An 11,948-nucleotide genomic window follows, 5' to 3' on the forward strand; every position below is an offset into this window, starting at 1 on the left:
CGGTTGAGCCCCTCGTCCAAGGAGTACCTTGGCCGGGACCGCGCTGCAGCCAGAGGCTGCAGCGCTTCGTCGGGCACAACGCGCCCACTGGGCGCGTTGTGTCCGGACTCAGCCCCTGAGGGGACGGCGATGCTTGCCGGATTGACCGGCAAGCACATCGCCATGACGGGCCGGCTTGGGAGCGGCCCGGCGCTCGGCCCGTAGCGCCATGGACACCTGACATGCTCAGAAGCCCCAGCGCATGGGGTCTGCCGGGTCGAACACGACCCGGGCGTCCAGCGTCACGTGGGCGCGGCCGCGGATGAAGGGATGGATGGCACCGTCTGCGCCGGCCTCGTAGCGGGCCTCGAACACCGAGCCGATCACCGACTCCTGGCGCCAGACGGCGCCCGGCGCCAGTTCGCCGTCCGCCGCCAGGCAGGCCAGCTTGGCGCTGGTGCCGGTGCCGCAGGGAGAGCGGTCGTAAGCCGCGCCGGGGCAGAGCACGAAATTGCGGCCGTTGTTGGCGGCATCAGCGGGCGGGCCCAGCAGCTCGATGTGGTCGATCTCGGCACCGTCCGCACCAATGATGCCCGCACGCTGCAATGCGGCGCGCACCTTCAGCGCATAGGCGGTCAGCGCCTGCGTGCGCTCAGCTGCCAGGGCCTGGCCATGGTCGCCGCACAGGAAGAACCAGTTGCCGCCCCAGGCGATATCGCCATGCACGGTCTGGCCGTCTTCCAGCGTCAGCGCGACCTGTCGCGCCAAGCGGTAGGACGGCACATTGGCCACCGTCACCGCGCCGTCCTCGTGCAGCGTGGCCTGCACGGCGCCGACCGGCGTGGCCAGCCGCAGCAGGCCCGGCTCGATGAGGCCGAGGTGGCGCAGCGTCGCGACGACGCCGATGGTGCCGTGGCCGCACATGCCGAGGTAGCCGACGTTGTTGAAGAAGATCACGCCCCAGTCCTCGCCCGGCTGGTGCGGCGCGCACAGCCAGGCGCCCACCAGCACTTCGGAGCCGCGGGGCTCCAGGATCAGTGCGCGGCGCCAGGCGTCGTGCTCGCCGCGCAGCCGTACCAGCCGCTCGGCCATGCTCCCCAAGCCCRGGTCAGGCCCGCCGCTGACGAGCACGCGCGTGGGCTCGCCGCCGGTGTGTGAATCGATGATGCGTGCGCTGCCGTCCATGCCAAGCTCAAAGTGGATCCAATAATTGGATCCAATATACAAGAGCTGCGCGCGTGTTTCACCCCGGCCTGGCCCGAGGTGTGGGGTTGTGTTGTGTGCGCGCGCCGGGGCGTGCCCGGCGCCGCGTCAGCGGGCGCTGAGGACTGCGCCTGCTTTACCGCTCGCGGCCTCGGCCAGCATCAGGGCCAGGCGGCGCAGCGCAGCCCAGGGATCGCTGGGCCAGTCGGGGTGGCGCAGGCCCTTGACCAGGCCGTCGCAGACCTGGGCGGCCTGCACCAGGGCGCCGGCCTGCACGGTATCCAGGCGCGGTGCGATGCGCTCGATGAGGCGCTCCTTGGCACCCCAGACGCGGGCTTCGCGCATCGCCATGGGCAGCGGGCGGCCGGCGTCCAGCGCGGCGCGCACGCGAGACAGCGCGCGGGCATCTTCGGCCAGCGTCCAGTGCACCAGCACGGCGGCTTCGCCCTCGGCCTCCAGGCCATCCAGCATGCGCAACAGCCGCGGAATGGCGCCCGACAGCACGGCTTCGCTGAGCTTGAAGACGTCGAAGCGGGCGACGTCGAGCACGGCGGCCTCGATGTGTTCAAAAGTCAGTTCGCCCTTGGGATGCAGCAGGGCGAGCTTCTGCAATTCCTGGTGGGCGGCCAGCAGATTGCCCTCGACGCGGTCGGCGAAGAAGGCCAGGGCCTTCTGGCCGTCCTCGCCCTCGGGCACGGACTGGCCCTGGGCCTTGAGGCGCTGGGCCAGCCAGGCCGGCAGCATGCGGCGCTCGACCGGTTCGACGCGCAGGGACACGCCGTTGCCGTCCAGCGCCGTGAACCAGGCGCTGGAGAGCTGGGTCTTGTCCAGGCGCGGCAGGGTCACCAGCGTCAGCACATCGTCGGGCGCGGCCTGGGCATAGCGCTGCAGCGCGTCGGAGCCGTCCTTGCCGGGCTTGCCGCTGGGGATGCGGATCTCGATGAACTGGCGCTCGGAGAACAGGCTCATGGCCTGGGCCGCGGCCAGCACCGGGGCCCAGTCGAAATAGGCGCCGCTGACGATGAAGATCTGGCGTTCGCCAAAGCCCTGGGCGCGCGCGGCGGCACGGATCTGGTCGGCGGCCTCCTGCGCGAGCAAGGGCTCGTCACCGTGGACCGTGTAGATGCGGGCCAGGCCCTTGTTCAGATGGGCCGCCAGGCCCTCGGCACGCAGCTGCATCAGGTCGGGAGCTTGACGGCCGCCAGGCGGCGCATGACCTGGGCGATGGCGTCGGAATGCATCGCACCGTAGAGGTTGGCGGCCTCCTGCTCCTTGGCCAGGGCGGCCGTCTCGGTGAAGTTCATGTCGCGCGACAGGCGCAGCTCGACCTTGGGCACGAGCAGTTCGCCGGCCGCCGTGCGGATCAGGTAGTCGAACTGCAGGCGCAGCGACCACTCACGCACCTGGCCGACGCTGGTGGACGCGACGACGGTGCGGTCGCGGTACTCGCGCGTCGCCTCCAGCACGACCTGGGCGCGCGCCGGGTCGTCCAGCAACTGCACCGGCGTGCGCTTGATCTGGCGCTTGAGCCCGGCAGCCAAGGGCGACTCAGGTGGGAAGCCGGTCAGCGCCAATGTCTGGAAGGACAGCACCGGTTCGTGGCGCAGCTCGAAGCCGCAGCCGGTGAGGGCTGCGAGGCTGAGCAGGGCGAGGCGACGGTCCATCAGACGACGATGTTGACGAGGCGGCCGGGCACGATGACGACCTTCTTGGGCGCCTTGCCTTCGCTGAACTTGGCGAACTCGGGGTTGGCCAGCGCGGCAGCCTCGATGGCCGCCTTGTCGGCCGAGGCCGGCACCTTGACCGCGCCGCGCAGCTTGCCGTTGACCTGCAGCATCAGCTCGATCTCGTCCTGCACCAGCGCGGCCTCGTCGACCGTGGGCCAGGGTGCGTCCAGCAGATCGCCGAGCTCGGCGGCAAAGCCGAGGTCCTGCCAGAGCTGGTGGGCGACGTGCGGCGTGGCCGGGTAGAGCACGCGCAGCAGCACCGAGAAGCCGTCGCGCACTGCCGCCGACTGGCCTTCGGCCTTGAAGGCTTCCAGCGCGTTCAGCAGCTTCATCGCGCCGGAGACGACGGTGTTGTATTGCATGCGCTCGTAGTCGTAGCTGACCTGCTTGAGCACGTTGTGCACCTCGCGGCGCAGCGCCTTGCCGTCGCCGTTCAGCGCGGCGTAGTCCTGGCCGCCAGACTTGATGGCGTCGGCATTGCGAGCGCCGAAGTTCCATACGCGCTTCAGGAAGCGGTGCGCGCCTTCGACGGCCGCGTCGTTCCACTCCAGCGTCTGCTCCGGCGGGCTGGCGAACATGACGAACAGGCGTGCCGTGTCGGCACCGTACTGGTCGATGAGGGCTTGCGGGTCCACGCCGTTGTTCTTCGACTTGGACATGGTCGTCATCTCGTACTCGAGCGGCGTGCCGTCCTTCTTCAGCTTGGCGCCGGCGATGCCGCCCTTCTCGTCGTGGATGACGTCGATCTCGTGGTCCCAGTAGTAGTCCTTGCCGCCGCCCTCGGGCTTGTGGAAGAACGCACCCTTCAGCACCATGCCCTGGGTCAGCAGCTTCTCGAACGGCTCGCTGATCGTCACCAGGCCCAGGTCGCGCATCGCCTTGGTCCAGAAGCGCGCATACAGCAGGTGCAGGATGGCGTGCTCGATGCCGCCGATGTACTGGTTCATCGGCATCCAGTACTTGGTGCCGTCCGCGACCATGGCCTGGTCGTTGGTCGGGTCGCAATAGCGCATGAAGTACCAGGACGAATCGACGAAGGTGTCCATCGTGTCCGTCTCGCGCTGGGCCGGCTTGCCGCACTTGGGGCAGCCGACGTTCAGGAAAGCGGCGTGCTTGTTCAGCGGGTTGCCGCTGCCATCCGGGATCAGGTCGTCCGGCAGCACGACGGGCAGGTCCTTCTCGGGCACCGGCACCACGCCACAGTCTTCGCAATGGATGATGGGGATCGGCGTGCCCCAGTAGCGCTGGCGGCTGACGCCCCAGTCGCGCAGGCGCCAGGTGGTCTTCTTCTCGCCCAGTTCCTTGGCCGCCAGCAGCTCGGCGACCTTGTTGACGGCGTCGACATGCGAGAGGCCATCGAGCACGCCGGAGTTGATGCAGCGGGCCTTGCTCTTGTCGCCGTACCACTCGGCCCATTGCTTGTCGTCGTAGGCCTGGCCTTCGACGTCGATGACCTGCTTGATGGGCAGCTGGTATTTCAGCGCGAACGCGAAGTCGCGCTCGTCATGCGCCGGCACGCCCATGACGGCGCCGTCGCCATAGCTCATCAGCACATAGTTGCCGACCCAGACCTCGACCTGGGCGCCGGTGATGGGGTGGGTGACGAACAGGCCCGTGGGCACGCCCTTCTTGTCCTGCGTGGCCAGCTCGGCCTCGGTCGTGCCGCCGGCCTTGCATTCCTCGATGAAGCGGGCGACTTCGGGCTTGTCCTTGGCGGCAACCGTCGCGAGCGGATGCTCGGGTGCGACGGCGCAGAAGGTCACGCCCATGATGGTGTCGGCGCGGGTCGTGAACACCCACAGGCGGCCACCGCCGCCTTCGATGGAATGCGGGAAGGCGAAGCGCACGCCCTGGCTCTTGCCGATCCAGTTCTCCTGCATCAGGCGCACGCGCTCGGGCCAACCGCTGAGGTAGTTGGGGTCGGCCGGGTCGGCCACCGCCGACAGCAGCTCCTCGGCGTACTGGGTGATCTTCAGGTAGTAGCCGGGGATCTCGCGCTTCTCGACCAGGGCGCCCGAGCGCCAGCCGCGGCCGTCGATGACCTGCTCGTTGGCCAGCACGGTCTGGTCCACCGGGTCCCAGTTGACGACCTGGGTACGGCGCTCGGCGATGCCCTTCTCCAGCATCTTCAGGAACAGCCACTGGTTCCACTTGTAGTAGCTGGGCTGGCAGGTCGCGACCTCGCGGCTCCAGTCGATGGCCAGCCCCATGGCCTGCATCTGGCCCTTCATGTGGGCGATGTTGGAATAGGTCCACTGCGCCGGCGGCACCTTGCCCTTCATGGCGGCGTTCTCGGCCGGCAGGCCGAAGGCGTCCCAGCCCATGGGCATGAGGACGTTGAAGCCCTTCATGCGCAGCTGGCGGGCCAGCATGTCGTTGATGGTGTAGTTGCGCACATGGCCCATGTGCAGCTTGCCCGAGGGGTAGGGCAGCATGGAGCAGGCGTAGAAGTGCGGCTTGCTCGCATCTTCGGTGACGCGGTAGGCGTCGCGCCCCGTCCAGTAGGCACGGGCGGCGGCTTCGATCTCGTTCGGGTTGTAGCTGGGCGCTTCGGTCTTGGCGTTCATGCGCCAAATTGTAGGTTGCGCATCCTGCGCAACCCTTCGGTCAGGGCGCCGATGCAGCCGCTTGCGCGACGAAGGCGATGCGGTTCAGCCCGGCAGCCTGCACCCAGCCGATCAGCTCGGCGACCTGGCCATAGGGCACGACGCGGTCGGCGCGCAACTGCACTTCCAGCTGCGCGTTGGCGCGGCCCAGTTCCGAGATGCGCTTCTGGAAGGTTTCGGGCGCCAGTTCCTCATCGCCCAGATGCAGCTTGCCGTCCGGCGTGATGGCCACGGCAATGAAGCTCGGCGCGTCGCTCGGCGTCGCGGCCTCGCTCTTGGGCAGGTCCAGGCGCAGCGACGCCGTCATCAGCGGCGCCGTGATCATGAAGATGACCAGCAGCACCAGCATGACGTCGATCAGCGGCGTCATGTTGATGTCGCTCATGGGCCGGGAGCCCTCGGGCTTCTCGAGGCGGCCAAAAGCCATCAGTCGTGGTCCAGCAGTTCGCGCAGGTCGTGCGCGAAACCTTCCAGGTCCGCTTCACAGGCCGCGACCATCTTGCCGAAGACGTTGTAGGCCAGCACGGCGGGGATGGCGACCGCGAGGCCGGCGGCCGTCATGATCAGCGCCTCGCCGACCGGGCCGGAAATCTTCTCGATGGTGATGTTGCCGGCCGCCGAGATGCTGGCCAGCGCGTGGTAGATGCCCCAGACGGTGCCGAACAGGCCCACGAAGGGCGCCGTGGCGCCGACGGAGGCCAGCAGCACCTGGCCGAACTGCAGCTTGGCCAGTACGGCATGCAGGGCGTCACGCAGGCGGCGGGTCAGGCGGGATTCGCGTTTGCCGGCGGCGTCCAGCGTGGCGCTGCGGGTCTCGGCAGTTGCAGCGTCCAGCAGCGGCAGCAACAGGCCTTCGGTGTCGAAGCTCTGCAGCGCGCTGCGGCCTTCAGCCACACCGGCTGCGCCCCAGAAGGCTGGCACGGCGCGCACCAGGCCCTTGCGGGCGCGGCGCAGCAGCCAGGTCTTCCACAGGATCAACGCCCAGGCGCTGACCGACATGGCCAGCAACAGCAGCGCCACCGCGCGGCCGACCAGGTCGCTTTGGGCCCAGAAGTCCGCGAAGCCGCCCATCAGTGCTGCCCGGCCGCCCGAAGGCGCTGATGCGCCCCCTTGGGGGGCAGCGAACGAAGTGGGCGTGGGGGCTTCGTCATTTCAGGTGTTGAGTCCCAAGACGTCGTTCATGCCGAACAGCCCGGCGCTCTTGCCCACCAGGAAGCGCGCGGCGCGCAGGCTGCCCTGGGCATAGATGCCGCGGTTGCTGGCCTTGTGGCTGATCTCGATGCGCTCGCCGGTGCCGGCGAACAGCACGGTGTGGTCGCCGATGATGTCGCCGCCACGCACGGTGGCGAAACCGATGGTCGACGGGTCGCGCACGCCGGTCACGCCTTCGCGGCCATAGACGGCGCAGGCCTTCAGGTCGCGGCCGAGGGCGTCGGCGACGACATGGCCCATCTGCAGCGCCGTGCCGCTGGGCGCATCGACCTTGTTGCGGTGGTGGGCTTCGACGATCTCGATGTCGAAGCCTTCGTTCATCGCGCGGGCGGCCAGGTCCAGCAGCTTGAGCACGACGTTGACGCCCACGCTCATATTGGGCGCAAAGACGATGGCCGTGCGTTCGGCGAACTTCGCGATCTCGGCCTTCTGGGCCTCGTCGAAGCCGGTCGTGCCGATGACGGCCTTGACGCCCAGCTCGGCGCAGACGGCCAGATGGGCCAGCGTCGCCTCGGGGCGCGTGAAGTCGATCATCACGTCGGCGCCGGTGAGGCCGGCGCGCACATCGTCGCCCTTGTCCAGCGTGACGTGCAGCGCGCAGTCGTCGGCGGCCTCGACGGCCTCGATGAGCATCTTGCCCATGCGCCCGGAGGCGCCCATGACGGCAACCTTGATCACGAACCTGCCTTGGCCGGAGCAGCGTCCAGCGGCGGGTAGGTGCGGCCCGGCGCCGGGCCTTCGGCGGCGGCCGTGGGGGCGGCCTCGGCGCTCTTCTTGGGCGGCGGCAGGGCTGCGCGCTCGGCTTCGCTCAGGTCGAGCTTGGGCGACTTGCTGCTGGGCTTGAAGGTGTTGATGGCGGCCACGAAGTCGTTCTCGGCCGGCAGGTCATCAGGCACCGTCAGTTCCTTGAGCTTGTCGCCGTCGAAGACCGCGACGACCAGGCGCTGCTGGTTGGCAGCACCCTGGCGGCGGATCGTGAAGACATAGTCCCAGCGCGACTCGTGGAAGACGTCGGTCAGCAGCGGCGAGCCGAGCAGGTCGCGCACCTGGGCCTTGGGCATGCCGGGCTTGACGCGGGCGACCATCTCCTTGGTCAGCACATTGCCCTGCACCACCTCGACGCGATAGGGCGTCAGCACGCCCAGCACTCTTTCGCCGGTGACGTTGGGCAGGGAATCCCAGGTGGGGAGGTAGGAGCAGCCGCCAAGCAGCGCAAGCAGCGGGAAAGAGGCAAGCAGGGGACGCATGGGCGGCTGACGACAGAGGGCGGGAAGCACCAGTCGGAAGTCCGGCTGGCTATGATCGGGCGGATTCTAGCGGGGCCCTCTCGCCCCCCTTGCCTGCCCGCCATGCCCACCAAGAACCAGACCAGCGACATCAAGAACAGCGGCCTCAAGGCGACGCTGCCGCGCATCAAGATCCTGGAGATCTTCCAGCGTGCGGCGCAGCGACACATGACCGCCGAAGATGTTTACAAGGCTTTGCTCGGCGAGGGTGCCGACATCGGCCTGGCGACGGTCTACCGCGTGCTGCAGCAGTTCGAGCAGGCCGGCCTCTTGAGCCGCAACCATTTCGAGACCGGCAAGGCCGTCTACGAGCTCAACGAGGGGCATCACCACGACCACCTCGTCTGCCTGAACTGCGGCAAGGTCGAGGAGTTCTTCGACCCCGGCATCGAGGAGCGCCAGCACGCCATTGCGAGCGAGCGCGGCTTCCAGCTGCAGGAGCACTCGCTGGCGCTGTACGCGACCTGCACCAAGACCGACTGCCCCAACAAGGGCTGATCAGCCGCCCAGCGGTTCAATCCATCGAGCCGTTGTCGATGGCGCGCTGGTGGCGCTCGACGAATTCCTTGTAGGTGTCGATACCGCGCAGCTGCAGGATGGTGTTGCGCACGGCGGCCTCCACCAGCACGGCCAGGTTGCGGCCAGCGTCCACGGCGATGACGACCTTGCGCACCGGCATGCCCAGCACGTCCTCGTACAGCGGCTCATAGGGCAGGCGCTCGAAGTCGCGCTCCATCGTCTCCTTGCGCACCAGGTGCACGATGAGCTTGAGGCGCATCTTGCGCCGCACGGCCGTCTCGCCAAAGATGGACTTGATGTCCAGCAGGCCGATGCCGCGCACTTCCAGCAGATTCAGCAGCAGCTCGGGGCAGCGGCCCTCGATGGCGGTCTGGGCGATGCGGAAGAAGTCGACGGCGTCGTCGGCCACCAGACCATGGCCGCGCGAGATCAGCTCCAGGCCGAGTTCGCTCTTGCCCAGGCCCGATTCGCCGGTCAGCAGCACGCCCAGGCCCAGGATGTCCATGAAGACGCCGTGGCGCGTCGTGCGGTTGGCGAACAGCTGGGACAGATAGCCGCGCACCAGGTCGATGACATGGCCGGCGGATTCGTTGGTGCGGAACAGCGGGATCTCGGCGCGGTCGCACATCGCGACCAGGCGCGGCGGCGGCACGGTGTCGTCGGCGACGATGATGACCGGCGGCTCGAGTGTGACGATGCGTGAGATGCGGCGGTCCTGGACCTCGGTGCCTTCCTGGCTCAGATAGGCCACCTCGCGGCGGCCGACGATCTGCACCCGGTAGGGATGGATGTAGTTCAGGTAGCCGACCAGGTCGGCCGCGCTCTGGGCGTCGCGCACGGCGGCTTCGTCGAAGCGGCGCTCGGGATGGGCGTGGCCGGCGATCCACTCCCACCGCAGGGCTTCGCGGTGCTCTTCAAACAGCCGCTCGGCGCTGATCGAGGTGGGTTTCATGGAGCCCCTCGGCTGCCGGGTACGTCAGCCGGCCTTGCAGGCCGCGCTGCGGCAGTGGCCGCAGTTCCTCGGTAGGCTTGGCAAGTCCACTGGACTTGCCCAGTCCGACCTCGGCCCCCGAGGGGGCGGCGGGCCGGCTTGGGGCGGCCCGGCACTCGGCCCGCTATCAAGCCATCGCCATAGGGTTTACGCGAGGCGCCAATCAGCGGCATCAAGCGACGGACTTCAGCGGCTCCCAGGCCGCGATCAGCTTGTGCAGGGTGGCGGCGTCGGGCTCGGCCTTGAGCTGCTCGCGCAGTTCGCGGTCGGACAGCATCTCGGCGATCTCGGACAGGATTTCCAGATGACGCTGCGTGGCCGCCTCGGGCACCAGCAGGAAGATCAGCAGGCCGACGGGCTCGTCGTCCGGCGCATCGAAGCCGATGGGCTGGGCCAGGCGCAGCACGGCGGCGAGGGGATTCTTCAGGCCCTTGACGCGACCGTGCGGGATGGCAACGCCATGCCCGAGGCCGGTCGAGCCCAAGCGCTCGCGGGCGAACAGGTTGTCGGTGACCAGCGCGCGGCCCATCTGGTGATGGTTCTCGAACAGCAGACCTGCATGTTCAAAGGCGCGTTTCTTGCTGGACGCATCCACATTCACCAACACATTGTCGGCGGGCAGGATGGCGGCGAGACGGTTCATGGGCTGAGGCCAAGCTTTCGGGGGCGCCTGATGGGCGCGGCCGCTGCCGGGCTGGTGGGTCAATCAGAGCGACAGATTATGGAACCCAGCGCCGTTTTGGGGTGGGCGGCAGACCCTAGACGCGTGGAAAACGCCTCTGCGCACCCATGAATGAGGGTTTTTGCGGCACTGCAGCAACAACCGATTGCCGCGGATGGCGCCCGACGGCGCAGTGCAAAAACAAAAGCGGCCCGCAGGCCGCCGTGAGATGAGCCGGTGGGGCTCAGCGTGCGGGCACCTCGAGGCGCTTGGCCGAGGCGTGGTGGTGATCCTGCACCTTGTCCTTGTGGCGGCAGACCTGGCGGTCCAGCTTGTCCATCAATTGATCAATGGCGGCATACAGATCTTCGTGGGACTGCTCGACAAAGATGTCGCGGCCCTTCACGTGCAGCGTCACTTCGGCGCGCTGGCGGCGTTCCTTCTCCTTTTGCTTCTCTACGGTCAACAGGACGTTGATATCAACAACCTGGTCGAAGTGGCGGGTCACACGGTCCAACTTGGTTAGCACGTACTCGCGCAGCGCTGGGGTGACTTCGAGATGATGGCCACTGATCGTCAGATTCATAAAGCCTCCTTTCAGAGGATGGGACGGAAAACAAACCAGAAAACTGAGACGAAAGGGGGAGGAGGGAGAGGGGTCTTTCGGGTAGCGGAGGTGGGTGGGAGTGGGGAAATGGACGAGTCCAGTTTGCTCGCGAAGCCGCTGCGTGACAAGGGGATGACGGTGACCGTTTGTCGGCTGGAGGGCCTCGTTTTCGCGGCTTCTTTCACGTCTTGCACGGGTGCAATAATCCGCGGATTCCCCCTACGGAGAGTTTCTTGGACTGCGATCACCCTCGGTGACCGTCCACTCGCGCTGCTGGCCTTTCTCAGGCCCGCCCGCCCGGAGTGAGACGGTTGACTGAACCCCGCCACCCCGGACGGCGCCAGCCGTCGTCCCCCTCGCCAGCGCTGCTGGAGACGATGCATGCTGAATGTGTTCACGCTGGACAACGGGCGCCTGAAGGGCGGCCTGTTCCAGGAAGAAATCGAAACCGCCGAAGACCTGGCCCAATCGCGCCCGGTCTGGGTCGACCTTGAGAGCCCGAGTACCGAGGAAAAGGGCTGGATCCGCGACCGCTTCGGGCTGACCATCCCCGAGGACATCGTCGACGAGGACCTCGAAGAGTCGGCGCGCTTCTACGAGGAAGACAACGGCGAACTGCACATCCGTTCCGACTTTCTCATCGAAGGCGACGAAGGCCCCGACGGCAAGTCGGCGCGCAATGTGCGCGTCGCCTTCATCCTGTTCAACAACATCCTGTTCTCCATCCACAACGAGGACCTGCCGGTGTTCCGCCTGCTGCGGCTGCGCGCGCGGCGCATCCCGGCCCTGATCGAGGATGCCAAGGACGTGCTGCTCAAGCTCTACGACGCCGACGCCGAATATTCGGCCGACGTGCTGGAGGGCATCTACGACAAGCTGGAGGCCGTCAGCGTGCGCGTGCTGAAGAGCGACGTGACCGACGCCGCCGCCGGCGAAGTGCTGTCGGCGATTGCGCGCGAGGAAGACTTGAACGGCCGCATCCGCCGCAACGTGATGGACACGCGCCGTGCGGTCAGCTTCATGATGCGCAGCCGCATGCTGAACGCCGAGCAGTTCGAGGAGTCGCGCCAGATCCTGCGCGACATCGACTCGCTCGATTCGCACACGGCCTTCCTCTTCGACAAGATCAACTTCCTGATGGACGCCACGGTCGGCTT

General features: G+C 67.6%; 13 protein-coding genes. 2 read left to right on the forward strand and 11 right to left on the reverse strand.

All coding sequences use genetic code 11. The features are described 5' to 3' along the window. Positions 1-225 precede the first annotated feature (225 nt). From AC1D2H_RS29205 to AC1D2H_RS29240, 8 genes are all read right to left on the reverse strand, one after another. A complete protein-coding gene (locus AC1D2H_RS29205; RefSeq protein ID WP_478013330.1) occupies positions 226-1,164 on the reverse strand; it encodes a proline racemase family protein in 939 nt (312 codons plus the stop codon). A gap of 126 nt (positions 1,165-1,290) precedes the next feature. After that, positions 1,291-2,361: a DNA polymerase III subunit delta gene (gene holA, locus AC1D2H_RS29210; protein ID WP_478013331.1), complete on the reverse strand. Its 1,071-nt coding sequence runs from the start codon at positions 2,359-2,361 to the stop codon at positions 1,291-1,293. After that, positions 2,361-2,846 (reverse strand): LPS-assembly lipoprotein LptE, encoded by a 486-nt coding sequence (locus AC1D2H_RS29215; RefSeq protein ID WP_477934917.1) that lies wholly within the window; start codon positions 2,844-2,846, stop codon positions 2,361-2,363. The genes holA and AC1D2H_RS29215 overlap by 1 nt, the downstream gene beginning before the upstream one ends. Then, a complete protein-coding gene (gene leuS, locus AC1D2H_RS29220) occupies positions 2,846-5,476 on the reverse strand; it encodes a leucine--tRNA ligase (protein WP_478013332.1) in 2,631 nt (876 codons plus the stop codon). Before leuS ends, AC1D2H_RS29215 begins: the two co-directional genes overlap by 1 nt. Before the next feature lie 40 nt (positions 5,477-5,516). After that, a complete protein-coding gene (locus tag AC1D2H_RS29225) occupies positions 5,517-5,942 on the reverse strand; it encodes an ExbD/TolR family protein (protein ID WP_478013333.1) in 426 nt (141 codons plus the stop codon). Further along, positions 5,942-6,586: a MotA/TolQ/ExbB proton channel family protein gene (locus AC1D2H_RS29230; RefSeq protein ID WP_478013335.1), complete on the reverse strand. Its 645-nt coding sequence runs from the start codon at positions 6,584-6,586 to the stop codon at positions 5,942-5,944. The genes AC1D2H_RS29225 and AC1D2H_RS29230 overlap by 1 nt, the downstream gene beginning before the upstream one ends. A gap of 81 nt (positions 6,587-6,667) precedes the next feature. Then, complete coding sequence (dapB, locus tag AC1D2H_RS29235; protein ID WP_477934910.1) at positions 6,668-7,405, reverse strand: 4-hydroxy-tetrahydrodipicolinate reductase; 738 nt, start codon at positions 7,403-7,405, stop codon at positions 6,668-6,670. Further along, positions 7,402-7,974, reverse strand: a complete 573-nt coding sequence (locus AC1D2H_RS29240) for an outer membrane protein assembly factor BamE (RefSeq protein ID WP_477934908.1) — start codon at positions 7,972-7,974, stop codon at positions 7,402-7,404. The genes dapB and AC1D2H_RS29240 overlap by 4 nt, the downstream gene beginning before the upstream one ends. A gap of 102 nt (positions 7,975-8,076) precedes the next feature. On the opposite strand from AC1D2H_RS29240, the gene fur reads away from it, so the two are divergent. Next, on the forward strand, positions 8,077-8,511 hold the full coding sequence (gene fur / locus AC1D2H_RS29245) for a ferric iron uptake transcriptional regulator (RefSeq protein ID WP_477934907.1): 435 nt from the start codon (positions 8,077-8,079) through the stop codon (positions 8,509-8,511). A 16-nt stretch (positions 8,512-8,527) separates the two neighbouring features. Here fur and hprK read toward each other — a convergent pair whose 3' ends face one another. The 3 genes from hprK to hpf all read right to left on the reverse strand — a co-directional run bounded on the left by hprK (position 8,528) and on the right by hpf (position 10,770). Then, positions 8,528-9,484, reverse strand: coding sequence for an HPr(Ser) kinase/phosphatase (gene hprK, locus AC1D2H_RS29250; protein WP_477934905.1), 957 nt, complete (start codon positions 9,482-9,484; stop codon positions 8,528-8,530). A 211-nt stretch (positions 9,485-9,695) separates the two neighbouring features. Beyond that, positions 9,696-10,166 (reverse strand): PTS sugar transporter subunit IIA, encoded by a 471-nt coding sequence (locus AC1D2H_RS29255; RefSeq protein ID WP_056200063.1) that lies wholly within the window; start codon positions 10,164-10,166, stop codon positions 9,696-9,698. 262 nt (positions 10,167-10,428) lie between these two features. Beyond that, complete coding sequence (hpf, locus tag AC1D2H_RS29260; protein ID WP_056200061.1) at positions 10,429-10,770, reverse strand: ribosome hibernation-promoting factor, HPF/YfiA family; 342 nt, start codon at positions 10,768-10,770, stop codon at positions 10,429-10,431. A 402-nt stretch (positions 10,771-11,172) separates the two neighbouring features. Here hpf and AC1D2H_RS29265 point away from each other — a divergent pair. Continuing rightward, the coding region (locus AC1D2H_RS29265) for a CorA family divalent cation transporter (protein ID WP_478013336.1) at positions 11,173-11,948 on the forward strand (776 nt) is incomplete at its 3' end.

The sequence above is a fragment of the Roseateles sp. P1_C1_2 genome, from assembly GCF_056406535.1.

Excerpts from the sequence above, each read along its gene's own strand:
- holA (WP_478013331.1), bottom strand. The coding sequence starts at position 2,361 with ATGCAGCTGCGTGCCGAGGGCCTGGCGGCCCATCTGAACAAGGGCCTG.
- AC1D2H_RS29215 (WP_477934917.1), bottom strand. The coding sequence starts at position 2,846 with ATGGACCGTCGCCTCGCCCTGCTCAGCCTCGCAGCCCTCACCGGCTGC.
- leuS (WP_478013332.1), bottom strand. The coding sequence starts at position 5,476 with ATGAACGCCAAGACCGAAGCGCCCAGCTACAACCCGAACGAGATCGAA.
- AC1D2H_RS29225 (WP_478013333.1), bottom strand. The coding sequence starts at position 5,942 with ATGGCTTTTGGCCGCCTCGAGAAGCCCGAGGGCTCCCGGCCCATGAGC.
- AC1D2H_RS29230 (WP_478013335.1), bottom strand. The coding sequence starts at position 6,586 with ATGGGCGGCTTCGCGGACTTCTGGGCCCAAAGCGACCTGGTCGGCCGC.
- AC1D2H_RS29240 (WP_477934908.1), bottom strand. The coding sequence starts at position 7,974 with ATGCGTCCCCTGCTTGCCTCTTTCCCGCTGCTTGCGCTGCTTGGCGGC.
- fur (WP_477934907.1), top strand. The coding sequence starts at position 8,077 with ATGCCCACCAAGAACCAGACCAGCGACATCAAGAACAGCGGCCTCAAG.
- hprK (WP_477934905.1), bottom strand. The coding sequence starts at position 9,484 with ATGAAACCCACCTCGATCAGCGCCGAGCGGCTGTTTGAAGAGCACCGC.
- AC1D2H_RS29255 (WP_056200063.1), bottom strand. The coding sequence starts at position 10,166 with ATGAACCGTCTCGCCGCCATCCTGCCCGCCGACAATGTGTTGGTGAAT.
- hpf (WP_056200061.1), bottom strand. The coding sequence starts at position 10,770 with ATGAATCTGACGATCAGTGGCCATCATCTCGAAGTCACCCCAGCGCTG.